Below are 25,411 nucleotides of genomic sequence, written 5' to 3'. Positions count from 1 at the left end.
TTTGTCAAAGACCCCGGTTCAGACGGTTCCAGTCCGTAAGACGCCGGTCCAGGGAGCGGATATCCCCGCGGTTTGTGGCGCGGATCCGTTCGTGCAGGTAGGGGAGTATGACCCGTTCTTTCAGGGAACTCCAGTTTCGGGGCAGGATATTCGGCGGAGAAAGGAAGCTCCCCGGGGGCATATGGCCCAGAAGAGCGGGGTAGAACTGGGGAAAAACATGTTCCGTCACGGTTCTAAGGGCGGAAAAGCCGTTTGCTATGCCGAACCGGGTCTCGTTAAGTCGGTTGTTCTTCCCCACTTCCAGGATCAGGCGCTGGGTGTCTTCCCGAAAAAACCACTGGGTAAAGGCTTCCGCAGCCGTTCGCGCCCGGCTATTCCGGTAAATGCCGTAGTAAACCATATCCTCCGAGATGGGAATAGTATCTTCTCCGGCTATCCAGCGGAAATCCAGATTGGTCCACCGCTCCTGGGGCAGAGTAAAAAGGTCGGAACTGAGCATGTAGAAGAAGAGTATCCGCCCGGATATAACCAGCTTTGCCGGAGGATCGTAGAAGTATTTGAATGAAAAATCATCCTCCGCCTGAATACCCATATTAGCCTCATGTATCCAGGATTCGATATAGGCTAAGGCCTTTTCCAGGGCCGTATTATCCCAGTCCAGTGGAGCGGCCTCCCTGAACGAGGCGCCAAAGAGAACCGCACTTACAAAGAGGAAGTCATCATCCCAGGCGGGGGAAAAGCCCATCTGGGAATAGACCCCATTATTTATGACATTGAAGGATTTCCCCAGGTCCTTTATTTCCTCCAGGCTAAGGGTAAAGGGGCTGGACAAAAGTTCCCCCTTGTCCTGGGCGAAAATCAATGAGGGGATATTGAAAGCCACCGGGAGCAGATACTGTTTGCCGTCGATGTTTCCCAGATCAAGGAGCTGCCGGTAAAAGGAGTCTCCGGACACCCCGTCCTTCTTAAAAAGATTGTCCATGGGCCGGAAAAAGGTCCGGGTGGTGGCGCTTTTAAGCCAGCTTCCTGCCACAATATCAGGAAAATCCCCATCGTTATCGGTGAGTTTCCGGGACGGAGACTCGAAATAGCGGGTTTCGATTTTATAATCCCCCTGGCTGGCGTTAAAATATTCAGCATACAGGGCAAATTCCGGTCTATCGGTCCATAAAACAGCGGTATTGGATCTTTGGAAGGAGCAGGAGCCAAGGAACAGTACGGGAAACAGGGCTATAAATGCCCGCCAACGCTTGTCAATAATCATCATTGAAAGTATAATTATATATACGATGCAAATTCAAGATCCCCAGATAATCAGACTCATTGAACGCCTAGGTGAGCATTACCGTTCGAACATCGCCAACCGTTTTATACGGCCCGCATTGTTGCAGCTCGCCATAGATAACCAGACCTGGAGCCTGATTGAGGTTTTTATGGAAAGGGGGGATCAATTCCGCTACCAGGGCTATGAACTGGACGACCTCTACCGCCAGCTTGCCGCCGCTGCGGATCTGGTATTCGAGGCCCGCACAAACCTGATCCCGGGCATACGCAGCCGCCAGAGCATAGGCGCCATGACCGGCCCCGACAAGGTTCTGCGGGATATGGCGGTGAACAACTTCGCCTCCAACCTCCGTTTACTGGCGGATCTCCTAAACGAGCTTTTTGTACTGCTGGTGGAAGCGGATAAAGCCCAAGCCAGGGGCCACAAACCCCTCTACGCCCAGATGCCGGAAGTGACGGACCTGGGAAAGCGGCTTATTGAATAGATTAAGGTCAAGAGCTAAATCCCTTCAATCTCTTCCAGCGTAAGCCCGGTGGCAGTAGTGATTTGTGCGCTCGTCATCCCCATGGCTTTCATGTTCCGGGCTATTTCAACTTTACCTTCCCGTTTGCCTTCTGCCTTACCTTCCCGCTTTGCCTTGTTGATACCGCTGGTCCAGTCTGACATCGCCATTGCCCGCATCTGGTAGGCCCGTAACGCTTCCTTGTCTTGTGACACAAAGTCCATCTTATTTTCCGCTTTCTGTATCACCGTATCCATTTGTACTATCTCCTCTACCAGTTCAGGCGGACTATCTTGGTTAAAATAGGTCATCCACCGCTGTAAGGTATCGTTCCTAATGTCCTTTTCCCGGAGCCGCTTGAATTTCACCATGTCTATGAAGTGGATTTCCAGCGCCCCGGTTAAAATATAGTCCCGTTCGGTGTCTTCCCGCAAGTGGAAGCTGTAGGATTTGATAAATTGTGTGCCATATATATGGCATAACAACCAAACATACCCCACATATAGCGCATATTGATAAGTTATGACGCAAACCTCTTCCTGTTACCTTGGAAAAGGGGGCGCTGCATGTTATACTTACGGATATAGATGACACTCCATATCGATATTGATAAAAAGTTGTGTTTAGGGCGGATCGCGGATGAATAAGCTCCGGGTGATGGTGGGGATACTCATTTTCTGCGCCGGTGTTGCCTGGGGAGATACGTATACATGGAGTGGGTCCGCCGGCGATGCTTGGGATATTCCGGGGAATTGGACTCATGAGGTTGGTAGTGGGCCTGTGGTTAATGGGTTTCCTGGTTATAATTTAGGTAATCCTATAGGTACTTCTCCCGCGCGCAATGATGATATTGCTATATTCACAAGCTCTTCGATAGTAGCCTTACCTAGTTTTATTATTGCTACTGATATAGGTACTGTAACAATTCAATTTAATGGTACTGACACAGTTACGCTAAAAAATTCAGCATCAGGTCCAACTACATTAGATTTATCAATGTTGCAAGTAGGAAACGATAGTACAAACCCTTGGTTAACGGTAGTGGGGGAGTTAATATTTAGTAGTACATTTAGTGCTGTATTAAATAATGATTCAAAGAGCTTATTAATTACTTCTACTACCGGTACCGGGAATATGGTGATAAACGGGTCGATAGAAAGCGCCGGGACAATAGAGTTAGAAGCTGTCGGGGATATAACGATAAACGGATCGATAGAAAGCGATGGGACAATAGAGTTAGAAGCTGTCGGGGATATAACGATAAACGGATCGATAGAAAGCGATGGGACAATAGGGTTAGAAGCTACCGGGGATATGGCGATAAACGGGCCGATAGAAAGTACCGGGGATATCAGTTTAGCGACGACGGGGACCGGGGATATTACTGTAGCTGATGCCATTGAATCAAATGGCGGATCAATAGCTATAACTTCCGGTAGAGATTTTGAGCTTGGAATCGGAATAACAATTACAGGTAGCGGGCCAATAGAGGTAACAGTTGCCGGGGATATGGCGATAAACGGGCCGATAGAAAGTACCGGGGATATCAGTTTAACGACGACGGGGACCGGGGATATTACTGTAGCTGACGCCATTGAATCAAATGGCGGATCAATAGCTATAATTTCCGGTGGAGATTTTGAGCTTGGAAGCGTAGCAACGATTACGGGTAGCGGGCCAATAGGGGTAACAGCTGTCGGGGATATGGCGATAAACGGGCCGATAGAAAGCACGGGGACCGGAACTGCCGGGAATATCAGTTTAACGGCGGCGGGGATCGGGGGTATTACTGTAACTGACCAAATAAAGTCAGACGATGGGAATATTACCCTGATTGTAGATGATATTGCTATTACATCTTCAGGATTAATTGATGCTGGGGCCACCGGCACGGTAAAGATAGAGAACTTTTCGACTGGTGGTACTATTACTTTAGGTGGATCAGGCACGGGAATGAGTTTTACAAATTTCGAGTATCCCCTTATAAAGGCTTCGGTCGTGGAGTTGGGAAGTTTCGCAAAAACTAGTAGTATAGATATTAATAGTGCTATAACCCTGGATACAACGGTGACTAACTTGATTTTGCGGGCAAATAATGGAAGCAACGACAGTATTACTGGTCTTAATACTTATACAGTTCCTGTTCCCGGATTGGCAATCCAGGCGACGGGCGATGTTACCATCGGTTCTTTAGACTCCGCAAGCTTAGCGGTAGATACCACGGGAGATATAACGGTAACCAGCATCGCCGGGTTTACTATTGCGGAGATAGGCGGGATAGCGGGACTTAAAACGAATCCAAGTTCCGGCATAATAGATCTCACGACCAGCGGATGGATAAGCCAGACAACGGACGGAAAAATTACAGGACAGACCTTGACCATAGATTCCGTCGGCGAAGTGGATTTAGACAATGCTGCGAATGGCGTAAGCATATTGGAAGTGACAGACAGCGATGGATTTCAATTTAAGAACAGCGGAGCATTAGGGATCATCGGAATAAGCAGTACCAAGGCAATAGTGGTAGAAGCCGGAGGGGCGCTCGCCATAAGCGGGGCCGTAAGCGCCACCGGCACGGGCACAGATGGAAATATACGCCTGACTACGACCAGCGGTGGGAATATAAGCCAAACAACGGGTGTAATAATTACAGGACAGTTATTAACCATAGCTTCAGCAGGTGCAGTGGATTTAGGCGATGCTGCGCATGTCGTAAGTACACTAAGCGTGACTGGCAGCGCCGGGCTTCAATTCAAGAATGGCGGAGCATTAGGGATCACCGGAATAAGCAGTACCAAGGCAATAGCGGTAGAAGCCGGAGGGGCTATCGCCATAAGCGGGACCATAAGCACTACCGGCACGGGCACAGATGGGAATATAAGCCTGACCACGACCTTTGACGGAATAAGCCAAACAGCTGGAAATATACAGGGGCGGACCTTGACCATAGATTCCGATGGTGCAGTGGATTTAAGTGTTACAGCGAATGTCGTAAGCGCATTAAACGTGACAGACAGCGATGGATTTCAATTCAAGAACAGCGGAGCATTAGGGATCATCGGAATAAACAGTACCAAGGCAATAGCGGTAGAAGCCGGAGGGGCGCTCGCCATAAGCGGGGCCGTAAGCGCCACCAGCAGTACGGGCACAGATGGGGACATAAGCCTAATCACGACCAGCGGCGGGATAAGTCAGACTGGTACAGGGACCATCACCGGAGTAAATGTAACGGTACAGTCCGCCTTGGCGGTTGGACTTGGCCTGACAAACATGGTGGATACGCTGACAATAAGCGGGACAGGGTCTGTTGATTTTAAAAACGGTCAAGCACTTTCGATTGGAATCGGAACCGCTGGCATTACATCCAACGGTTTCCCGGTAACCGTAGAAACCGCCGCCGGGAATATCACGGTAAACAACGCCGTAAATTCAAGCGGCGGGGCTGTAACAATAACAGCCGCCGGGGATATAACCACAACGGCAAGCACAGGAACCATTACCAGTATTAATGGTACGATTACCTTAGTGAGCGATGCTTTCAACCTGGGTGCGGCTATTGACGCCGGTATTCCCACCGGTACAGGTACGGTGAAGATATGGACTAAAACGGATAATGCTCCTATGTCCATTGACGGATCGCCGGGTTCCGGGACAAGGTTGAGCCATATTTCAGCTTCGATTTTGGATATCGGAAACCATACTACTGCCCCTATTACGGGTAATATTACAATCAGCAATATTACTACCCCTTTATCGGTAGGTAATGTGATTTTTGAGTCCGGCGGAAATATTACAGTTGATACATCAGTATCACTATCAAAGATCGCAGCCGGTAATATTAGTTTTGAAGCCAATGGGGTAGTTACCATAAACGGATCGGTATCAAATACCGTATCCGGGTATGTGTCGGTGTCCGGCAGCGCTATTACGGTTGCAGGTGGTGGAATTAGCGCTGCATCCGGTGATGTAACACTGACAACGGCTTCCGGAGATATATTGGTAAACGGGCCAATTTCGGGGGATGACATAACCCTGGTTACGGCCGGAACGGTAACTCAGACTGGTATGGGTAGTATCATCACTGCTGCGACATTAACGGTAACGGCGGGTGGTGTAGTAACCCTGAATGGCGCAACAAACAGCGTGGGAACCCTAACGGTAAGCGCCGCCGGTGGGGATGTAGATTTCTTGAACGGGCCAAATCTGACCGTAGCCGGTATTTCCGCAAGTAACCACGCCGTTACGGTAACAACCACAACGGGACATCTCACCGTAAGCGGGGCAGTAAATTCAGGCGGCGGAGCCGTAACGGTAACAACGGCCACAACGGGAAATATTACGGTGAACGGGGCGGTAAATTCAGGCGGCGGAGCCGTAACGGTAACAACGGCCACAACGGGAAATATTACGGTAAGCGGGCCGATAAATTCAGGCGGCGGAGTCATAGCCATAACAGCCGCCGGGACCATTGCGGTGAATGGAGTTCTAACTGCGGGTACAGGATTGGTCAGCCTTAATTCGGCCGGGGCTATAGCCCAAAGTACAAGCGGGGCAATAACCGGGAATACGCTGGTGCTTACAGCGGGCGGCGGGGCAGCCCTGGACAGCGCAGCAAACAGTGTTGGAACCCTGACCGTAAACGGCGCCGGCGGGAATGTAGTTTTCAAGAACGGACAAGCCCTGATCATAGGCATAGGCGGTATTTCCGCAGCCGGCCACGCCGTAACGGTAACAACGACAGCCGGGGCCATTACGGTAAACGGGGCGGTTTTAGGGGCCGGTATAAGCCTTGGTGCGGCGGGACCGGTTATCATTAATAGCGGAATAACAAGCGGCACTTCTGCGCCGGATATCAGTATTACTGCCGGTGGATCAATCACCGTAAATGGGCCGGTCACCAGCGGCGATGCTTCGGTTCCGTCATCAGGCCCTGTGCTTTTAACAGCCTCCGGGGCTGTAATTCAAACCGCAGCGGGTGTAATAACGGGGATGGCGCTAACGGTTACAGCGGCAGACGCGGTAACCCTGAATAGCGTACCAAACGGTGTTGGAACCCTGGCGGTAACGGTAAGCGGGGCCGGCGGGGATGTAAGCTTCCTGAACGGATCAGCCCTGGCCATAGGCGGTATTTCCGCAGCCGGCCATGTCGTAACGGTAACTACGGCCACCGGCGCTTTAACGGTAGATGGGGCGGTTTCGGGGACCGCCATAACCCTGGAAACCCAGGACCCGACAGCAGGGGCCGGGACCATAGGTCAGAACCCAAGCGTGGCAATAACCGGGGATACCCTGGCGCTAACGGCAACAGCTGCGGTAACCTTGGACAGCGCAACAAACAGTGTTGGAACCCTGATCGTAACGGTAAACGGAACAGGCGAGAGTGTAAGTTTCGTGAACGGACCGGACCTGATCGTAGGCGGTATTTCCGCAGCCGGTAATGCCATAACGGTAACGGCGCTTGCCGGTGTTATAACGGAAGACGGACCGGTTTTGGTGGCCGCCCTTACCCTGGATGCGGCGGGAGATGTTGTCATTAATGGCGGTATAATAAGCAGCGATACTACGACTCTAAAAACTGCGGGAACCCTAAGCCAAACCGAGGCGGGGATCATCAACGCTGCGGTGTTGAAGGTAGAATCCGTAGGCGCCGTAAGTCTCAACGGCGCAGAGAATGTGATACACGCCTTGGTGGTAACCGGCCTTAGCGGGGTGGGGCCTAACGGACCGGTACAGCTTATAAATGCTCATGGTATACCCTTGCAAATCGGCGAAGCTCCGGCGCCGTCGCCGGGCATAGAAGCTCCGGACCAGGCTATTTTGTTGATAGCCGATGATATAGAAATAATTGCGGATATTAATGCAGGCCCTACCGGTACGGTTCAGATATGGAACAAGCCACCGGGGATACCCATATTTCTGGGGAATAGGCCGGTGACAACGCCGCCAACGCCAGGTATTGAACTAAGACCTGAGGAATTGGTTTGTATCACCGCTTCCATTTTGGAAATTGGGAACAGGATTGATACGCCCCTGGTTGAAGTTAACGCCAATACTACCCTTGCTCCGGCTCGCGTAAAAACCGTATTTCTGCGGGCTCTTACCATAAACATAAGTACCGAAAGCGACGGCAGCGTGTATACCCTTGGGGTGGAAGATTTAGCGCTTGATACTCAAGGCGATATAGCGGGCGTGCTGGCGGGCGGCGCGGACGGTGTAAAAAACATAGCCATAATAAGCCCCGGAGATATTTCCATTAGGCAAATCGAAGGTGACCTTACTATTGCCAGCATACCAGGAATAGGAGGAACGGAAATTACCGGGCTTACCGCGGGGGTTGGGAAAACGATAAGTATAGCCATTGATGGCGGATCGGCGGGTGGGAAACTAAAGGAATATTTGACCCCAGCCCCGGCTCCAGTTCCAGTCCCGGATCCAGTTCCGGTCCCCGCAGCAAAACTTTCGGCGGCTGTGCTGAAAGTATATGGAACGAACAATGTCCAAATAACGCTGGATCACCCGGAAAATGATGTTGGAACGGTGGCTGCCCTTTTAGAAGGGACCGGCGCCTTTGCGCTGGTTAATAATCATAACGGGGTAACCCTGGGGGCAGGCGAGGGGTGGAGTATTAAAAACAGTGACGAGCTGGTAACCATTACCCAGCTCCAAGGGGATATACTTATTGCAGAACCAATAGTTCCCGGAACCGGAAAGATGACAATAAAGGGGATTGGCAATGTAACGGTAGGCGCCGGTTTTTCCGGGGCTGCCTGGAATTCTACTATTGAAATGACCGGTGGGCCTTCCTATGATACGGCGACCCATTTAACGGTGAATGGCAGCATCGGCAGTCTCACCATCGATGCCCATGTTGCGCTGGATTCGGATGAACTCAGGCTTGCGGGAAGTATGGAGATTATCGGCAGCGGTTCAAGCCCCGGTAGGTTTTATGTGGGCAGGAAAGCAAATGGCGATCCCCGTGTAATGTATGTTGGAATTGACTGGACCACGAACCCCGGCGGCGCCTTTGAATACGAAAATAGTAATGTTGTATTTACCGGGGAGAATTCGTGGAACCTGCGGGGTGAGGATACAATAAAAATAAGCGGAAATACCACATGGTACGATTTTACCTGTGAAGCTCCGGGAAAAACCATAGAATTTTCAAACTATTCCGCCGGTTCCCCTGACGGCCATTACGTTTTGCATAGATTCTTTATAAGGGGAGGGGAAGGAAATCATGTTACCATGACCAGAATAACTGATAACGGCTTACCCCCTAATGATAAACCGGATTTGTTCGATCCTGCTTTTGCGGCGGAACGGGATAAGTTCTGGTATTTTTCGACGGAGCTTGATACTAACGTAGATATAGATTTTGTTACCATCAGGTACAGCTGGTCAAAACACCGGATGCCCATACCTTCACCAAAAAGCGGCAGATCCATCTTAGCCACCCCGTATTATGATACAGCGGATCCAAGCAACTCCTATTACAATATCAACTGGGTTGAGATTTTCAAGTTCTTCTACGCCTTTACCGAAGATTCGGATGGGAACGGCAGGGTTGACCGTCTCCGCGCCCAGACCGCCTTTGAGCTGAACGGAGATTTTAGTAACTTCCAAGTTGAGGTTGAAGGATTTGAACTCGATCCCCGGGGTCCCAATAACATACCCTACGCGTTAGTTACGGATAGCCTGGATCCTGATGCCGGAGACTCTATTTATATTTATCTGAAAGAGCATGATTATGCCGATGGGGATGCGGCGCCGATTCTAAAGGTTTTGACAGATGGTCCGGAAAATACCCTGAGGGACCTGGCTACGGGTTTGAACCCCATCACCGAAGGAGCGCCGGTCACCACCGATACGGTGTTCCCCCGGATTACCTATACGCTCATGCTGCCGAACAGCAATAAGGTGTTCGTACAATTTTCGGAACAGATCAATGACAGCCTTTTGCAATTCTCCTTTACCGGGCTGCCGGTCCAGGCTGCGGTGATAAGCCCCGGATTTGAATACGAGCTTACCCTTCCTTCCGAAGTGGGCGTCGCAGATTTAGCAGCCGGAGATAGGATGTTTATTGTCGAAGGCCTCAGGGATCTTGCGGTTCCTGCGGATGACGCCAGTTTGGCGGATCCCGATTGTCCCTTCCCCAAATACCCATTGGACTGGAAATATACCAATTATCGGACTTCGAGGACCAGCGCTTTGATTCCCCCCAACGGCCCCCCCGTGGATTCCACAGACGACGCCATGCCCCACCGCCTTACGGATATCCTGATATCCCTGCCGCCCACCGGCGCCCAGCCCCCTGAAAATGAGTCCTTCTTTGTTTGGCCGGTTTGGGCGATAAATCCCCAGGAATATATACAAAGCGAACAGGCGGATATCCATGCGGTCCGTAATTTTTCCGGGATGGAATACCTGGAGGAAAAGGATATTACCCTCCAGGTAAACATGAACGCCGCCTTTGTTCCGGGGGGCTATAAACCGGAACTGTTTTTCAGCGCCGCGGTCCCCGACAATGTCCGGATACCCCACGGGAATACCGGGCTGTGGCTCCCGAACTTTGACTCCCTTGGGTACAATAACGACAGAAACCCGGCGGTAAATATCTACACCTTTTCCAACATTGTTCCCATTCCCTATGCGGATGCAGGAAGAAACAGTTCTCCTGCTGCTATTAGTAATAATGTTTTTAATTTTAATCTTTCAAAAAGTAATTATACCAGTGTTTCTATGCTGGAATTTTTCTTCCGCCTTTCAGGCGGCGCCGATTCCGAGTCACCCCAGCGGAGGGACCTCTACATCGGGCGGCTGGCCAATAATTCGAAACCCTGGTACCACCGGGTGGAGCCCTTCAAACTTGAGATCCACAATATCACCCGCCAGCGGAGCGGAGCGACCGTCCTTAACAACGTCATTAAACCTTCCACCGGGGAAAAGGTCTACCTGGATTATAAGCTTACCCGGAACGGACCGGTCACTATCCAGGTCTTTACCCTGGACGGAACTTTAGTAAAAGTGCTGGTGCGGGAAAATAAAATTTCCGGGGAGTACCGTACAAGCTGGGACGGAAAGAATAACGGCGGCCGGGAAGTGGCCCGGGGTATGTACTTTATCCGGGTCGTTGCCCCGGACATCGATGAAATTCGTAAGGTAATGGTAGTAAAATAATGGAAAACAAATCGGCATTTGTGGCGGTGGTAGGCCGCCCTTCGGTGGGGAAGTCCACCCTGGTCAATCTGCTCTGCGGGCAGAAGGTAGCCATCGTCAGTGCGGTCCCCCAGACCACCCGGAACGCCATCCGGGGCATAGTCAACCGGCCCCAGGGTCAGCTTATCTTTGTGGATACCCCGGGCCGTCACGCTTCGGAAAAAAAACTCAACAAAAAACTCATGGAAGTATCGGATCGTGCGGTACAGGAAGCTGAACTGGTTCTCTACCTGCTGGACGCATCCCGCGCCCCCGGCGCCGAAGAAGAAGCCATCGCCCGCAGCCTGGCCCCCCTGGCAGGAGAAAAACTGATAGCAGCGGTAAACAAAATGGACGCCAAGGACGCCGATTTTGAAGCGGCCCGCAGTTTTCTTACGCTAAAGCTTCCGTCCCTTCCCGATTCCCGGATCTTCAAAATCTCCGCCCTAAAAAATGAAGGCGCCGAAGAACTGCTCCATTGCCTTTTCGACATGGCCGGTGAAGGGGAGCGCCTGTACCCCGGGGAATACTACACCGACCAGGACCTGGGTTTCCGCATTGCCGAAATCATCCGGGAAAAGGCCATAAACCGCCTGCGGGAGGAACTGCCCCATTCGCTCTACGTGGAGGTAGCGGACACGGAGCTGCGTAACGATGGTGAAGACCCGGCAAAAACCCGGCTCTGGATACGGGCCTTCATCATCACCGAGCGGGAATCACAAAAAGGTATGGTGGTAGGTAAGTCCGGTGAAATGATCAAGGCCATACGTCAGGCCGCCCAAAAAGATCTGAACCGCATCCTGGACTGGAAAGTAGACCTGGACCTCCGGGTCAAAAGTTCCCACGACTGGCGCCACAATGACAAAGTCCTGCGCCGCCTCATTTCACGGGAATAGAAACGTATCAATCTGTGCGAGAAGTTCCGCGTAGGTATCCACGCAGCTAATGTCGCTATGGCTTGTGCGTATGGATTCCGGCGCCCGGAAAAGGCAGCCCGCATCGGCTTCGCGGATCATAGCCAGGTCGTTAAAGGAATCCCCGGCGGCAAAGATTTCCAGGTTTATCGACTTAAAAGCAAGAACCGCATTTTTCTTGCCGTCCTTCTGGCGGAGTTTGTAGCCCGTGATAGAACCGTCCGCCCCAGTCACCAGGCTGTTACAGAACAGGGTAGGGTAGCCCAGTTTTGCCATCAGGGGCTTGGCGAACTGCTCGAAGGTATCGGAAAGGATGATCAGCTGGGTCCGTTCTTTCAGGGCAGCGGTAAATTCCGCCGCCCCCTCCAGGGGCTCCATGGTTCCGATAACCCGCTGGATGTCGGCCAGCTTGAGATGATGTTTAGCCAGAAGTTCCAGCCGGAACGCCATAAGTTTATCGTAGTCCGGTTCATCCCGGGTGGTACGCCGCAGCTCGGGAATCCCCGCCGCTTCAGAGAAGGCTATCCAGATTTCGGGGATTAATACCCCCTCAAGGTCAAGACACACAATACGCATAAGACAAATAGTATACCAAGAGAAAACGCCCGGGACAAGGGGCGCCATTTTACCGTCCCGAATTTGGAATTGCTACTATTCTCGCTTTATTATAAAATACTCTATAAAATAGTAATTAAATTATACAAATCCGGCGTTAACCGGTGTAGTCTTATGAAAAAAAGCTAAATTTTATTTACGAATGAAGGAAGGATTTTACAAAAAATTGTATTTAATGAAGAAAATCTCCGTGGATAATCCATTTTCCGCCCCGGTTTTTTATCTGGAAACCACGGCCAGTACCATGCTGGACGCCCGGACCCTTGCCTCCCAAAACGAACCCCATGGCACGGTAGTAGTGGCCGATGTCCAGGAAGCGGGCCGGGGCCGCATCGCAAACCGTCCCTGGAAAGCCGAAAAGGGACAAAATCTCCTCTTTACCATACTTCTTCGCTATTCCGGAATAGCGTCTATTCCCCCGGCCCTCACCCTCAGGACCGGGCTGGCCCTGTCGCTGGCCATTGAGGATTTCGCCCCCGCCCTCAAGGACCGCCTCCGGGTAAAGTGGCCCAATGATGTGATGATCCCCCCTTTGGGCAAGACCGCGGGGATACTCACCGAAGGGGACGGCAAAACTGTGTATATCGGTATTGGGGTAAATGTAGGCCAAAGGGAATTTCCCGAGGATATCCGGAACAAGGCGGCCAGTATTGCCCTGGCATTGGGCCGGACTGCCTCTCTTGAACCGGACAGCCGCTTCCGTCTGCTGGAAGCCTTCCTGAACCGCCTCCACGCTGAACTGGAAGAACCGTCTCAACAGAGCGGCAATTGGCGGGAACGGCTTGGGGAGCGGCTCTACATGAAAGGCCAACCGGTCCGGTTCATCCCCGGCGCCGCCGAATCAGGCCGGGTAGTGGAGGGCCTGCTCTGGGGCATAGGCCCCGGGGGAGAGCTGCTCCTCAAGGGCCAAGACGGGACTGAACCGGAATCCTTTATAACCGGGGAACTGGAAGTATACTGAGCTGCTAATTCGCTTCCCTATTGTTGCCCCGCGGCGGTTCTAAAGGCGGTCCAGATCCGTGAATGTTCTTCCTCCGCTTCCTCGCCGATGTTTTGGATCATCTCCATGTTCACGTTGAACCCCGCAGGCAGGGTAAGGAAGGATTTGTATTCATCGCTGATAAGGGGATCCGACGCAGTATAGGTGCTGTAGTACCCCAGGTATTCAAAGCACTCCGCTCCCCGCCGGGCATCCAGGATATAGTTAAGGAAGGCGTAGGCCGCTTCGGCGTTGGGAGCCTTGCTGGGGATAAAGCTCCCCATAATTCCAAAACCGATTCCCTCGGTGGGAAACACCACCTCCAGCTCGGGGTTTTCCAGCTTTGCCGCAGTTGCCTGGGATGTGTACATCACCGCCGCGGCAATTTCCCCGGAAAGAAGTTCTTCCTCCAGGAAATCGTCCCGGATCAGCCGGATATTCGGCGCCAGACCCAGGAGCCTTTCCCCCGCCTGCCGGATAACAGCGGTATCATTGGTGTTGTAACTCTGTTTCAGTACCTTGAGCGCCATGCCGTTGATAACCCGGTAGTTGCCAAGCAGTCCGACCTGACCTTTCAGGGAAGGATCCCAAAGATCGGCGTATCCCCGGATATTTACAGAAACCCTGCTGGGATCGTAGACCAGGGTCACCACCCCGGCGCCGTAGGGGACCGTATACTCATCCCGGGGATCGTAGAAGGGCCCCTGATAGAGGGGGTTTATATTCCTGTAGTTGGAAAGCTTGGACTTATCCAGTTTTTGAACCAAGCCCTCCGCAATGGCGGTTTCGATGATATAGTCATCGGCAATGATCAGATCGTAATCTCCCCCCTTGGCGGTTTGCAGTTTTGTTAACATGGTTTCATCTTCCTCAAAGTTAACATAATTGATGGCGATACCCGTATCCTTCTCAAACCCGTCGAGGATCTCCTGGGGGAACATTTCCGCCCAGGTATAGAGGGTAAGTTGTTTTTTTACCGTATCCTTTTTTGAACACCCGCTTATTACCATAAACGGAATAAGGAATATTGCTGCGGTCAATAGGACAACACTGTTTTTTTTCACGTTAGATCTCCTTTTGTTTCTTTCTTGCCAATTTATATACCACGGTTATTACTCCGCGATTTACCTAGTGCAGCCGATGCAAGACACAGTATTACTGTGGCGGCAAAGAGCAGGGTACAGAGGGCGTTCGTTTTTGGCGTTACCCCGGTTTTAATCTGGGAAAAAATTCTGATGGGCAGTGTGTTGGTATCGGGGCCCGTAACAAAGACGCTGACAATCACATCGTCAAAGCTCATGGCAAAGGCGATGAGCATTCCCGAAACAATAGCCGGCAGGATCAGGGGGAGGGTGATGTCGTAAAAAGCCCGCCAATCCCCGGCGCCCAGATCCTTCGCCGCCTCCACATAACTCTTATCAAGCCCGGCGAGGCGTGCCTTAACCACCATGTAAACATAGGGAATACAAAAACAGGTATGGGCGATAATCAGGGTGAACATTCCCAGGGGGAGGGCCAGAAGGGAAAAGAAAACCAGCAGTACCATGCCCAGGATAATTTCCGGAATCATGATGGGCAGGAGGGAAAGGTATTCCAGGATCTTGCCGGTCCTCGCCCGGAGGGATCGGGCGTCCGCTGTCCGCTCTGTCCCCACCGCGCCCAGGGTCCCGATGATCGCCGCCAAAGAGCTTGAGCTCAGGGACAGGACCAGGCTGTTCCGCAGGGCGTTGAACAGGGCCCGGTCCCGGAACAACTCCCCGTACCAGCGGAGGGAAAATCCGCTCCAGGCCGAACTCAAACGGCTCGTATTAAAAGAATAGATGATAACTATCAGTATAGGTACGTACATCAAAACCAGTATTACGGCGACATAGCCTTTTTTTAAGAACCCCTGCTTGTTCATACCAGCCCTTCCAATTCGCCGCTGCCCCCCAGGGTCCGGCTGAGCCTGCGGTACAGATAGATGAAAATACTGGTCATTACCATAAGAACCACGCTTAAGGCGGCGGCGAAGGGCCAGTCGTGGGCCTTCATCAACTGTTCATGGATCAGGTTCCCCACCAATACTACCTTGTTGCCCCCCAGGATGTCGGCGATAAAGAAGAGCCCCATGGAGGGGACAAAGGTAAGGACCACCCCGGAGAAAAGTCCCGGCATGGTCAGGGGAAGGCTCACGGTGAGGAAGGCCCGGATCGGCGAGGCCCCCAGGTCTCGGGCCGCTTCCACCAGTTCCCGGTCCAGCTTTTCCGCGCTGGCATAAACCGGGTAAATCATAAAGGGCAGGAGGGCGTAGATCATACCGGTAACCACCGCCGGGTAGCTGTAGAGCAGCCGCATGGGCTCCCGGGTAATATGGAGGCCCATCAGCAGGATGTCCAACGGCCCGTTGGCCCGGAACATGATTATCCAGCCGTAGAGCCGCATCAGGGAGCTCGTCCAGAAGGGGATGATCAGCAGCAGCATAACCCGGCTCCTCCAGCGTTTATCCAGGCGGGCCATAAAGTAACCAAAGGGATAGCCCAGGATGATCACCATGACGGTACTGATTAAGGACAGTAGTATAGATTGGACAAAGGTTCCCGCAAATTCCGGAATGCCTATACGCTGATAATTGCGCAGGGTAAATTCCGCAGCCACCCCCCAGGCGCCTTCCCGGTGCATAAAACTCAGGGCAAGCATATAGACAAGGGGCCCCAGCACAAAAACCAGGGTAAACAGGTACAGGGGAAGGGCCGGCGAAAGGCGGGGTAAAAAGGACCGCCGTAGAGATCCGGTCCGGCTCATACCGGTTCCTCCCGGTCTACGATAACCGCCTGCGCAGGGTTAGCCCAGTTTATCCGTATCCTATCCCCGGTATTGAGGGGCGTATCCATGCCGTGGCGGCTGGCCACAATCTCCTCACCCCCCGTAAGTACCGCGCTTATCCGGAGCTGCCCCCCGGCAAAACTTTTCCCCCTAACCTCAGCCTCCAGGCCTTCCGCGCCGTAGAGGGTTTTCTGGAAGGGCATTCCCAGGGTCAGATGCTCCGAGCGGATCGCCACGGTCAGTTTCTGTCCCGGGGCAATGGGCGCCCCAAGGTTTTGTATCCGGACCTGTCCCGCGGGATGGTCAAAAACAATGTTTCTCGCATTCCCGGCGTTCCCGGAAACAGCGGCGGTTCCATGGAGTATGTTGGCGCTCCCCACAAACTGGGCCACAAAACTCGTCTTAGGGTGAGCGTACACTTCAGGCGCGGAACCGATCTGTTCAAATCGGCCGTCCCGCATTACGGCAATACGGTCGCTCATGGTCAGCGCCTCTTCCTGATCGTGGGTTATATATATGAAGGTAATATCCAATTGTTTCTGCAGCCGTTTCAGTTCCAACTGCATTTGCCGGCGCAGTTGCAGGTCCAGCGCCCCCAGGGGCTCATCCAAAAGCAGCACCTTAGGCCGGTTCACCATGGCCCGGGCCACCGCCACCCGCTGGCGCTGTCCCCCGGAAAGGGATGTCGGCAGCCGCTCCTCAAACCCCGGTAACTGGACCATATCCAGGGCTTCGGCGACGATTTTTTTGATTTCCTCCCGGGGCCGGCCCTTCAGCTTAAGGCTGTAGCCGATGTTCGATGCCACGTTCATGTGGGGGAAGAGAGCATAATTCTGAAACACCATGTTTACATCCCGCTGGTTGGGCGCCAGATCGCTCACATCCTCCCCGGAAAGAAACACCCTGCCGGCGTCGGCCTTCTCCAGCCCCGCGATGATCCGCAGGGTAGTAGTCTTACCGCAGCCCGAGGCGCCCAAAAGGGTGATAAATTCCCCGGAATTTACAGAAAGATCGATACCCCGCAAAACCGGTGTCTTGGAACCAAGTCTCCCTACGAAACTTTTTTCAATACCTTCCAAACGTAACAATTCCTGTCCGTTCACGCTTTCCTTCACAGTATACTATTATCTGATAAACTATACAAAAATAGTAGGCTTTATCTTAAAAGTGTAGATTTCATGATTCATAATGTCAATATACAAAAAATTGGAACAATTTCTTCCAAACCCCTTGTACTTTTTTCCATATTCTGACATATTCTTATAAGCCTTTTGTCTCATAGGGCTTTTATCGCGGTTGGTAAAAAATTGCCAAAAACCGCTTGACTTTTTTTTATGTTTTTGATAGATTGGCTTACCTAATCGAAGGCCTTTTGAATTTAAGGGAGTTTTTAGTACATGCCAACAATTAACCAGCTGGTTCGCTTTGGACGGCAGCAAGTTACCTCCAAGACGAAGTCTCCTGCTCTCCAATCCTGTCCCCAGAAACGCGGGGTTTGTACCCGTGTAATGACGGTTACCCCCAAGAAGCCGAATTCCGCCCTGCGGAAGGTTGCCCGTGTGCGCCTTTCCCACGGTACGGAAGTGACCGCTTATATCCCTGGTATTGGACACAATCTTCAGGAACACTCGGTGGTTTTGGTCCGTGGGGGCCGTGTTAAGGACCTTCCCGGTGTCCGTTATCATATTATCCGGGGCGCCAAGGATACCCTCGGTGTGGAAGACCGCAAGCGCAGCCGTTCAAAGTACGGCGCCAAGCGGCCTAAGGCATAAGGGGGTAGTCATGGGACGTAAAAAGAAGACCCAGGATCGGGGTATTTTACCGGATCCTAAGTATAATAGTGTAGTGGTTTCTAAGTTTGTGAACCGTATGATGTGGCAGGGAAAGCGTTCGATATCCCTGCGGATAGTCCATGGTGCGTTGGCGACCCTTCAGTCCAAGGCCGATAAGGAGCCTCTGGAGGTTTTCCTTAAGGCCATAGAGAACGTCAAGCCAAATATCGAAGTTAAATCCCGGCGGGTTGGCGGCGCTACCTATCAGGTTCCGGTGGAAATCCGTGAATCCCGGCGGGAAGCCCTGGGAATGCGTTGGCTTATCAACGCCGCTCGGGCTCGTTCCGGCCATGGCATGGATGACCGGCTTGCGGCGGAACTGCTGGATGCGTATAATAATACCGGTACTGCCTTCAAGAAGAAGGAAGATACCCACAAGATGGCGGAGGCGAATAAGGCCTTTGCCCACTATAGATGGTAGGAAAAATCCTCTGGATTTTTCTCTGTATACTTGAAGGATTCGGGGTTCGCCCCGGAATGGTTATTTGAAATAAAAGTCCGGCGTTTTAAATTGCCGGATTATGATTACCGCGTTGTGCGGCTATCAGGGAGGCAGCAGAAAGATTTTATAGTATGAAGTATCAGTTGCCTACCTGTGGCAAATGGTTTGGTGAACGGCGCGGAAATCTTAAAAGTCCAAACCGATCATCGTGGTGGGATGTTGAAGAATACGGTTCTTTCAACAGCCCAATGATAAGGTTGTTAAAGATGAGAAAGGTGGACAGTGACGGTTTTTTTAGCGCCGTTCTCTTGTCATCCCTTCTTTTCTTTTAATAAACAACAATCTCTGTTTACTGGTTAGTCTTGCACTCTTTTGAGTGTTTAGTGAATGAATTAAATTATGTGCCCAAAAGCGTAAGGAGGACACGTTATGGCGAAGGATAAGTTCAATCGAACGAAAATTCACATGAATGTCGGGACCATTGGTCACGTTGACCATGGCAAAACCACCCTTTCCGCCGCTATTACCATGCATTGTGGTAAGAAATACGGTGATAAGGTCATGAAGTACGACGAAATCGACAATGCCCCGGAAGAAAAAGCCCGGGGTATTACCATCAATACCCGGCACCTGGAGTATCAGTCCGAAAAGAGGCACTATGCCCACATCGACTGTCCCGGACATGCCGACTATATCAAGAACATGATCACCGGCGCCGCCCAGATGGACGGAGCTATCCTGGTCGTGTCCGCCCCGGACTCGGTTATGCCCCAGACCCGGGAACACATCATCCTGGCTCGTCAGGTCGGTGTGCCTAATATGATCGTATTCCTCAATAAGGTCGACCTCGTGGACGATCCTGAGTTGATCGAATTGGTTGAAGAAGAGGTTAAGGAAGTTCTTACCGCCAACGGGTTCCCCGGCGATAAGATTCCCATCATCAAAGGTTCCGCTTTTAAGGCCATGACTGAACCGGATAATCCGGAGGCCACAAAGTGCGTGGATGAGCTCCTGGAAGCTATGGATACCTACTTCCCCGACCCGGTCCGGGAAGATGCAAAACCCTTCCTGATGCCCATCGAAGACGTGTTCACCATTCCCGGCCGTGGTACGGTAGTAACCGGCAAGGTGGAACGGGGTCTGCTCAAGCTGAATGAAGAAATTGAAATCGTCGGTATCCGGCCCACCAAGAAGACCGTTGTTACCGGTATTGAAATGTTCAATAAGCTCCTGGACGATGCCCAGGCCGGCGATAACGTCGGCGCCTTGCTCCGGGGTGTTGAAAAGAAGGAAGTTGAGCGCGGACAGGTTTTGGCTAAGCCCGGCAGTATCACTCCCCATAGCAAATTCAAGGGACAGATTTATTGTCTTTCGAAGGACGAAGGCGGACGGCACCGGCCCTTCCTTTCCGGTTATCGGCCCCAGTTCTATTTCAGGACCACCGATATCACCGGTACGGTCAATCTCCCCGAGGGGAAAGAAATGGTAATGCCCGGGGATAATGCCGAGATTATCGGTGACCTGATCCACCCCATTGCGATGGAGAAAGGATTGCGTTTTGCTATCCGTGAGGGCGGTAAAACCGTTGCTTCCGGGCAGGTTACGGAAATCATCGAATAACACCGATTGAAATGATTGATAGCGTAGTTTAGTTTTCGGTTTAGCCGGAAATTAAACTACGAGTCATCGGAGGAATAATGGCTAAGGAACGAATTCGCGTTCGATTACGCGGTTTCGATGTGGAGTTGATTGATCAGAGCGCGAAATCCATCGTTCAGACGGTTCAGAAGGCGGGCGCCAAGGTCACCGGACCCATCCCCCTTCCGACCCGGATTAACAAGGTGACGGTGCTTCGTTCTCCCCATGTGAATAAAAAAGCGCGGGAACAGTTCGAAATGCGTACCCATAAGCGTTTAATCGATATTATTAATCCCTCCGCAGAGGTGATGGATTCTTTGATGAAGTTGGAACTTCCCGCGGGTGTGGATGTTGAGATAAAGCAGTAAGCGGACTCAAGTCCGAGGGATGCGGTTAAAAACCGCTTTGGAGTTTACTATGTTGGGGCTGATGGCCAAGAAAGTGGGCATGACTCAGGTTTTTGACGAAGAGGGTAATCTTGTTCCGGTAACGGTACTGAGGATTGATCCTAATACTGTCGTTGCCCGGAAAACCGCGGATAAGGACGGCTATTCCGCCGTGCTCCTCGGGGTTGATGATATGAAGCAGAGCAGGGTGAGCAAACCCTATGCCGGGCAGTTTTCGGAAAATATCAAACCGAAAAAGCGTATCAGGGAATTTCGGGACTTTGAAAAAGAAGTAGCCGATGGTGATGAGCTTGGTATAGAAGTGTTTGAAGGGGTCCGGTATGTAGATGTCACCGGAGTTTCCAAGGGTAAGGGTATGCAGGGCGTTATAAAGCGCTGGGGCTTTAGCGGCGGTCGTGCTTCCCACGGTTCCAAGTTCCACCGGGAACCTGGTTCAACCGGGCAGTCAACCTATCCCGGCCGTACCTTTAAGAACATGAAACTTCCTGGCCGTATGGGACGGGAGCAGAAAACAGTTCTTAGTCTGCGGCTCATCAAGGTTGATACGGAAAATAAGCTTATCATGGTTCGCGGCGCGGTCCCCGGAATTAACAAGGGACTCGTGGTGGTCAGAGCCGCGGTGAAGAAGTAGGCGGGGAAACAATGAATCGGACAGTGTATTCCACAGATGGTAAGGAACTTCGCAGCATAGACCTGGATGACGCCGTATTCGGCCTTCCGGTGAACGAAGATCTTATCTGGTATGCCATTAACAATGAGCTTGCCAATAAACGGCTGGGTACCGCCAGTACCAAGGACCGGGGCGAAGTTCACGGCTCCAATGCCAAGCCCTATAAGCAGAAAGGCACCGGCCGTGCCCGGCGGGGTGATAAAAAATCTCCCATCATGGTTGGCGGCGGTATTGTTTTCGGCCCCCGGCCCCGGGATTTTTCTTATACCATTCCGAAGAAGGCCAAGCGTCTTGCGCTGAAAACTATTTTAAGTCTGAAAGCCCAGAGCGATACCCTGAAGGTGGTGGAGGATTTCTCCATCGAATCCGGGAAAACCAAGGAGCTGGCAAGTCTGCTGAAGAACTTCGGTGATAAGCAGCGGACCGTGATTATCCTCAAGGATGACGATGCCAAGATCAAGAAGGCCGGGGCCAACATCCCCTGGCTCAGTTTTCTTTCCTATAACCGTCTGCGGGCTCATGATATTTTCTACGGCCGCCGGGTTATTCTTCTGGAAACTGCTGCTAAAAGTCTGAGTGCTTTTTATAACGCCGAGGAGCAAGCAGGGGAGGCAGCTGAATGATCATCTACGAAAAAGTACTTATCGAGCCGGTGCTTTCCGAAAAAGCCAACAACCTTAGGGAAGAGGGCAAGTATGTGTTTAGGGTCGATCCTTCGGCCACGAAGATTCAGATAAAAGAAGCGGTTCGCAGGCTTTTTAATGTCCATCCCATTTCCTGTTCGGTCATGGTTGTTGGCGGCAAGCCCAAGCGGCAGCGGAACCGGTCGGGGTATACCTCCAACTGGAAGAAGGCGATCATCCGTCTCCCTAAGGACGAGAAGATCAGCCTCTTCGAAGGCGTATAGGATAAGGACGTAGGGGAAATATATGGGAATTAAAACGTATAGGCCGATAACACCGGGAATGCGCCAATGGCAAAGCCTGGATTATTCGGATCTTACCAAACACACCGCGCCGGAAAAATCCCTTACCACGGGCCGTCCGGAAAAAGCGGGTCGTGACTCTCACGGGCGTATCAGCGTCTGGCATAAGGGTGGCGGCCATAAGCGGCTGTACCGGACTATCGACTTTAAGCGAGACAAGATCGGCATACCTGGAAAGGTTGTCACCCTTGAATATGATCCCAACCGGAGCGCCAATATTGCTCTGATTAACTATGTTGACGGCGAAAAGCGTTATATCCTTGCCCCCAAGGGCTTGGTGATCGGCGCAGCAATCCTGAGCGGCCCCGAAGCGCCCATCGAAGCCGGTAACGCGCTGCCCCTGGAGAATATTCCCCTGGGCTTTACGGTACACAACATTGAGCTCACCCTGGGCCGGGGCGGCCAGATGGCCCGTTCCGCCGGTTCCAGCGCGCTTATTGCCGCTAAGGAAGGGGATTACGTTACTCTCAAGCTGCCTTCCGGGGAGATGCGCATGGTCTTCAAGAAGTGCTATGCCACCGTTGGTACCGTGGGCAACGAGGATCACATGAATGTGCAGCTCGGTAAAGCGGGCCGCAAACGCTGGCTGGGTGTGCGTCCCACGGTTCGTGGTATGGCCATGAACCCGGTAGATCACCCCCACGGAGGCGGTGAAGGAAAGAACAAGGGTATTCATCCGGTCAGTCCCTGGGGACAACCCACCAAGGGATTCAAGACCCGGAATAAACATAAGCCTTCATCCCGGTTTATCGTAAGCCGTGGTAAAAAGAAATAGGAGAAACGGGTGTCAAGATCGATCAAGAAAGGCCCTTTTATAGAGAAGAGCCTCTATAAAAAAGTGCTGGATATGAGTAAAGCCGGGGACCGGAGAATGATTAAAACCTATTCCCGCTGTTCCACCATCATCCCTGAAATGGTCGGGGGGACTATTTCGGTGTATAACGGCAAGACCTGGGTTCCCGTGTATATCACGGAAAACTTGGTTGGTCATAAGTTAGGTGAATTCTCCCCCACCCGGATTTTCCGGGGTCATGCGGGTTCGGATAAGAAAGCCTCCAAGGGGTAGATGATATTATGGAAACAAAGCAAGCAAAGTCCGGTTACCGGGCCATATCAAGGTTCCTTCTCGCATCTCCCTTTAAGGTGCGGCCCGTGGCGGATCTGATTCGCCGCAAACCCTACCCCGAGGCCATGTCGGTGTTGGAGAATATACCCCACAAAGGCGCCCGTCTGCTCCGCAAGACCGTAAAGTCCGCGGCGTCGAACGCCCTGAGCGCCAACAAGCAGCTTGACGAGGATATGCTCTATATTAAGGAAGTGTTGATCAACGAAGGTCCCCGGATGAAGCGGATTTGGTTCCGTGCACGGGGCCGGGCGGATATGCTTCTGAAGAGGATGTGCCACATAACGGTGGTAATTGATGAGACAAATAAGGCGGGGAAATAAATGGGACAAAAAGTTAATCCTATCGGATTGCGGATTGGCATCAATAGAACGTGGTCTTCCCGGTGGTATGTGGATCCGAAGGAATACGCCGACACCCTGCATGAAGACCTCCGGCTCCGCAAATTTATTGTCAATATGAACGAAACCAAGGGTTCGGATATTGCGGAACTGGAAATTATACGGCATCCTCAGCGTATCACCATTGTGATACACACCGCCCGGCCGGGGGTTATTATTGGTATAAAGGGCGCCAATATCGAAAAGATCGGCGCGGAACTCCAGAAACATGTTAACAAGAAGATTCAGATAAAGATCAAGGAAGTCCGGAATGCGGATAACAATGCCCAGATCGTGGCCCAGAATATTGCCCGTCAGCTTTTAGCCCGGGGCAGTTTCCGCCGGACCATGAAGCAGGCCATCAGCAATGCTATCAAGAAGGGTAATGCTCAGGGCGTAAAGGTCCGGCTTTCTGGCCGTCTCGGCGGCGCGGAAATGTCCCGTACCGAAGAGTCTAAGGAAGGGCGTATCCCCCTGCACACCCTGCGGGCGGACATCGACTATGGTTTTGCGGAAGCCCACACCACCTTTGGCGCCATCGGCGTGAAGGTCTGGGTGTATAACGGTATGAAATACGGCAAGGAACAGAAAGAAGACGCGGGTGTCCTTGTCCGGAAGCGGCAGCGCGACCGCGCCCCTGCGAGGAGCTAGTATGTTAAGTCCTAAGCGTGTTAAACACCGAAAGGTGCAGCGTGGTAATATGCCCGGGAACGCTACCCGGGGGAACACCGTGGCTTTTGGGGAATTTGCCCTGGTTGCCATGGATCGTATGTGGATCACCAACCGGCAGATTGAAGCTGCCCGTATCGCCATGAACCGGCACGTAAAGCGGGGCGGAAAGCTGTGGATCCGGATTTACCCGGATAAGCCCTATTCCAAGAAACCTGCGGAAACCCGCATGGGTAAGGGAAAGGGAGCTCCGGAATATTGGGTCGCGGTTGTAAAACCCGGGACTGTTATGTTCGAGCTTGGGGGCATTGAAAGGAGTCTGGCGGAAGAAGCCATGAACCTGGCGGGAGCTAAGCTTCCGATTAAAACTAAGTTTGTTGCTCGCTCGGATCTTGAGCTGGGCGCCTAGGAAGTAGGGAACAGGGTATGAAAAATTCTTTTAAGAATTTAAGTTTCGCCGAGCTTAAGGCTAAGCGGGATGAACTTAATAGAAAGTATATGGAACTCCGGTTCCAGGTGGTTATCGGCCATGTGGAAAATCCGCTTCAGAAACGCACCATGAGGCGGCAGATCGCCCGGCTCAACACGATAATTCGGGTGCAGGAAATTGCGCAGGCAAAGGCTACGCTGAAAGAAGCGGTGGCGGCAAAGGCCTAAGGAGTAGATGATGTCAGATCAGGAACTTACGGCACCGGCGGAGCCTAAGGCCGAGAGTGGAAAAAAAGAGTTTGTGGGGGTCGTTAAGAGCGACAAGATGGATAAAACCATCGTTGTTGCGGTGGTTACCAAGACTCTGCATCCGCTGTACAAAAAGTATATTACCCGGACCAAGAAAGTTAAGGCCCATGATGAAACTAATGATGCTAAAATTGGGGACCGGGTGCGGGTTATTGAATGTCGTCCTGTCAGCAAGGAAAAATGCTGGAAACTTGCGGCGGTTCTGGAACGGGCGCGCTAAGGGAGTATGAGA

At 52.0% G+C, this 25,411-nt stretch carries 25 protein-coding genes; 18 read left to right on the top strand and 7 right to left on the bottom strand.

Going from position 1 to position 25,411, the window contains the following annotated elements; translation table 11 throughout:
- Nucleotides 1-4: 4 nt before the first annotated feature.
- Nucleotides 5-1,267, bottom strand: coding sequence for an ABC transporter substrate-binding protein (locus TPRIMZ1_RS0111080; protein WP_010259416.1), 1,263 nt, complete (start codon nucleotides 1,265-1,267; stop codon nucleotides 5-7).
- 22 nt (nucleotides 1,268-1,289) lie between these two features.
- On the opposite strand from TPRIMZ1_RS0111080, the gene TPRIMZ1_RS0111075 reads away from it, so the two are divergent.
- Entirely contained in the window at nucleotides 1,290-1,769 is a 480-nt protein-coding gene (locus tag TPRIMZ1_RS0111075) for a hypothetical protein (RefSeq protein ID WP_010259413.1), read from the top strand.
- A 14-nt stretch (nucleotides 1,770-1,783) separates the two neighbouring features.
- Here the strand turns inward: TPRIMZ1_RS0111075 and TPRIMZ1_RS18845 are convergent, their stop codons facing one another.
- Nucleotides 1,784-2,221: an Rpn family recombination-promoting nuclease/putative transposase gene (locus TPRIMZ1_RS18845; protein WP_232616816.1), complete on the bottom strand. Its 438-nt coding sequence runs from the start codon at nucleotides 2,219-2,221 to the stop codon at nucleotides 1,784-1,786.
- 700 nt (nucleotides 2,222-2,921) lie between these two features.
- On the opposite strand from TPRIMZ1_RS18845, the gene TPRIMZ1_RS0111065 reads away from it, so the two are divergent.
- Nucleotides 2,922-10,964: a hypothetical protein gene (locus TPRIMZ1_RS0111065; protein ID WP_010259409.1), complete on the top strand. Its 8,043-nt coding sequence runs from the start codon at nucleotides 2,922-2,924 to the stop codon at nucleotides 10,962-10,964.
- Entirely contained in the window at nucleotides 10,964-11,878 is a 915-nt protein-coding gene (era, locus tag TPRIMZ1_RS0111060; protein ID WP_010259408.1) for a GTPase Era, read from the top strand. The genes TPRIMZ1_RS0111065 and era overlap by 1 nt, the downstream gene beginning before the upstream one ends.
- Here the strand turns inward: era and thrH are convergent.
- Entirely contained in the window at nucleotides 11,867-12,472 is a 606-nt protein-coding gene (gene thrH / locus TPRIMZ1_RS0111055; RefSeq protein WP_026043676.1) for a bifunctional phosphoserine phosphatase/homoserine phosphotransferase ThrH, read from the bottom strand. The two genes, era and thrH, sit on opposite strands and share 12 nt — an antisense overlap.
- 229 nt (nucleotides 12,473-12,701) lie before the next feature.
- Between thrH and TPRIMZ1_RS0111050 the strand changes: the two genes are divergently transcribed.
- Nucleotides 12,702-13,472 (top strand): biotin--[acetyl-CoA-carboxylase] ligase, encoded by a 771-nt coding sequence (locus tag TPRIMZ1_RS0111050; RefSeq protein ID WP_232616815.1) that lies wholly within the window; start codon nucleotides 12,702-12,704, stop codon nucleotides 13,470-13,472.
- A 17-nt stretch (nucleotides 13,473-13,489) separates the two neighbouring features.
- Here TPRIMZ1_RS0111050 and TPRIMZ1_RS0111045 read toward each other — a convergent pair whose 3' ends face one another.
- From TPRIMZ1_RS0111045 to TPRIMZ1_RS0111030, 4 genes are read right to left on the bottom strand one after another with little or no spacing between them, the layout of a single operon-like run.
- Nucleotides 13,490-14,554, bottom strand: a complete 1,065-nt coding sequence (locus TPRIMZ1_RS0111045) for a polyamine ABC transporter substrate-binding protein (RefSeq protein ID WP_010259401.1) — start codon at nucleotides 14,552-14,554, stop codon at nucleotides 13,490-13,492.
- Between the two features lie 32 nt (nucleotides 14,555-14,586).
- A complete protein-coding gene (locus TPRIMZ1_RS0111040; protein WP_010259397.1) occupies nucleotides 14,587-15,393 on the bottom strand; it encodes an ABC transporter permease in 807 nt (268 codons plus the stop codon).
- The gene (locus tag TPRIMZ1_RS0111035) at nucleotides 15,390-16,274 is read right to left on the bottom strand and encodes an ABC transporter permease (protein ID WP_010259394.1); all 885 of its coding nucleotides are present in this window, start codon (nucleotides 16,272-16,274) and stop codon (nucleotides 15,390-15,392) included. The genes TPRIMZ1_RS0111040 and TPRIMZ1_RS0111035 overlap by 4 nt, the downstream gene beginning before the upstream one ends.
- Nucleotides 16,271-17,398 (bottom strand): ABC transporter ATP-binding protein, encoded by a 1,128-nt coding sequence (locus TPRIMZ1_RS0111030; protein WP_026043675.1) that lies wholly within the window; start codon nucleotides 17,396-17,398, stop codon nucleotides 16,271-16,273. Before TPRIMZ1_RS0111030 ends, TPRIMZ1_RS0111035 begins: the two co-directional genes overlap by 4 nt.
- Nucleotides 17,399-17,692: 294 nt before the next feature.
- On the opposite strand from TPRIMZ1_RS0111030, the gene rpsL reads away from it, so the two are divergent.
- The 14 genes from rpsL to rpsQ all read left to right on the top strand — a co-directional run bounded on the left by rpsL (nucleotide 17,693) and on the right by rpsQ (nucleotide 25,399).
- Nucleotides 17,693-18,067, top strand: a complete 375-nt coding sequence (gene rpsL / locus TPRIMZ1_RS0111020; RefSeq protein ID WP_010259388.1) for a 30S ribosomal protein S12 — start codon at nucleotides 17,693-17,695, stop codon at nucleotides 18,065-18,067.
- Nucleotides 18,068-18,077: 10 nt separating this feature from the next.
- Nucleotides 18,078-18,548 carry a 30S ribosomal protein S7 gene (rpsG, locus tag TPRIMZ1_RS0111015; RefSeq protein ID WP_010259386.1) on the top strand — a complete coding sequence of 157 codons (471 nt, stop codon included), beginning with the start codon at nucleotides 18,078-18,080 and terminating at the stop codon, nucleotides 18,546-18,548.
- 450 nt (nucleotides 18,549-18,998) lie between these two features.
- Entirely contained in the window at nucleotides 18,999-20,189 is a 1,191-nt protein-coding gene (gene tuf, locus TPRIMZ1_RS0111005; RefSeq protein ID WP_010259384.1) for an elongation factor Tu, read from the top strand.
- A 77-nt stretch (nucleotides 20,190-20,266) separates the two neighbouring features.
- Entirely contained in the window at nucleotides 20,267-20,575 is a 309-nt protein-coding gene (rpsJ, locus tag TPRIMZ1_RS0111000) for a 30S ribosomal protein S10 (RefSeq protein WP_010259381.1), read from the top strand.
- Between the two features lie 49 nt (nucleotides 20,576-20,624).
- The gene (gene rplC / locus TPRIMZ1_RS0110995; RefSeq protein WP_010259378.1) at nucleotides 20,625-21,245 is read left to right on the top strand and encodes a 50S ribosomal protein L3; all 621 of its coding nucleotides are present in this window, start codon (nucleotides 20,625-20,627) and stop codon (nucleotides 21,243-21,245) included.
- Nucleotides 21,246-21,256: 11 nt separating this feature from the next.
- Complete coding sequence (gene rplD / locus TPRIMZ1_RS0110990; protein ID WP_010259375.1) at nucleotides 21,257-21,907, top strand: 50S ribosomal protein L4; 651 nt, start codon at nucleotides 21,257-21,259, stop codon at nucleotides 21,905-21,907.
- Nucleotides 21,904-22,191, top strand: coding sequence for a 50S ribosomal protein L23 (locus TPRIMZ1_RS0110985; protein ID WP_010259373.1), 288 nt, complete (start codon nucleotides 21,904-21,906; stop codon nucleotides 22,189-22,191). The genes rplD and TPRIMZ1_RS0110985 overlap by 4 nt, the downstream gene beginning before the upstream one ends.
- Nucleotides 22,192-22,213: 22 nt before the next feature.
- Nucleotides 22,214-23,044, top strand: a complete 831-nt coding sequence (gene rplB / locus TPRIMZ1_RS0110980; RefSeq protein WP_010259372.1) for a 50S ribosomal protein L2 — start codon at nucleotides 22,214-22,216, stop codon at nucleotides 23,042-23,044.
- A gap of 9 nt (nucleotides 23,045-23,053) precedes the next feature.
- Nucleotides 23,054-23,335, top strand: a complete 282-nt coding sequence (rpsS, locus tag TPRIMZ1_RS0110975) for a 30S ribosomal protein S19 (RefSeq protein WP_010259370.1) — start codon at nucleotides 23,054-23,056, stop codon at nucleotides 23,333-23,335.
- A gap of 8 nt (nucleotides 23,336-23,343) precedes the next feature.
- Nucleotides 23,344-23,715 carry a 50S ribosomal protein L22 gene (rplV, locus tag TPRIMZ1_RS0110970; RefSeq protein WP_010259368.1) on the top strand — a complete coding sequence of 124 codons (372 nt, stop codon included), beginning with the start codon at nucleotides 23,344-23,346 and terminating at the stop codon, nucleotides 23,713-23,715.
- Complete coding sequence (gene rpsC, locus TPRIMZ1_RS0110965; protein ID WP_010259365.1) at nucleotides 23,716-24,423, top strand: 30S ribosomal protein S3; 708 nt, start codon at nucleotides 23,716-23,718, stop codon at nucleotides 24,421-24,423.
- A gap of 1 nt (nucleotide 24,424) precedes the next feature.
- Nucleotides 24,425-24,850: a 50S ribosomal protein L16 gene (gene rplP, locus TPRIMZ1_RS0110960; protein ID WP_010259362.1), complete on the top strand. Its 426-nt coding sequence runs from the start codon at nucleotides 24,425-24,427 to the stop codon at nucleotides 24,848-24,850.
- A 17-nt stretch (nucleotides 24,851-24,867) separates the two neighbouring features.
- Complete coding sequence (gene rpmC, locus TPRIMZ1_RS0110955) at nucleotides 24,868-25,098, top strand: 50S ribosomal protein L29 (RefSeq protein ID WP_010259359.1); 231 nt, start codon at nucleotides 24,868-24,870, stop codon at nucleotides 25,096-25,098.
- 10 nt (nucleotides 25,099-25,108) lie between these two features.
- Nucleotides 25,109-25,399, top strand: coding sequence for a 30S ribosomal protein S17 (gene rpsQ / locus TPRIMZ1_RS0110950; protein ID WP_010259357.1), 291 nt, complete (start codon nucleotides 25,109-25,111; stop codon nucleotides 25,397-25,399).
- Nucleotides 25,400-25,411: the final 12 nt, after the last annotated feature.

Origin of the sequence: Treponema primitia ZAS-1 (genome assembly GCF_000297095.1) — a bacterium.
Lineage (GTDB): Bacteria > Spirochaetota > Spirochaetia > Treponematales > Breznakiellaceae > Termitinema > Termitinema primitia_A.
This window is presented reverse-complemented; position numbering and strand designations above follow the sequence as displayed.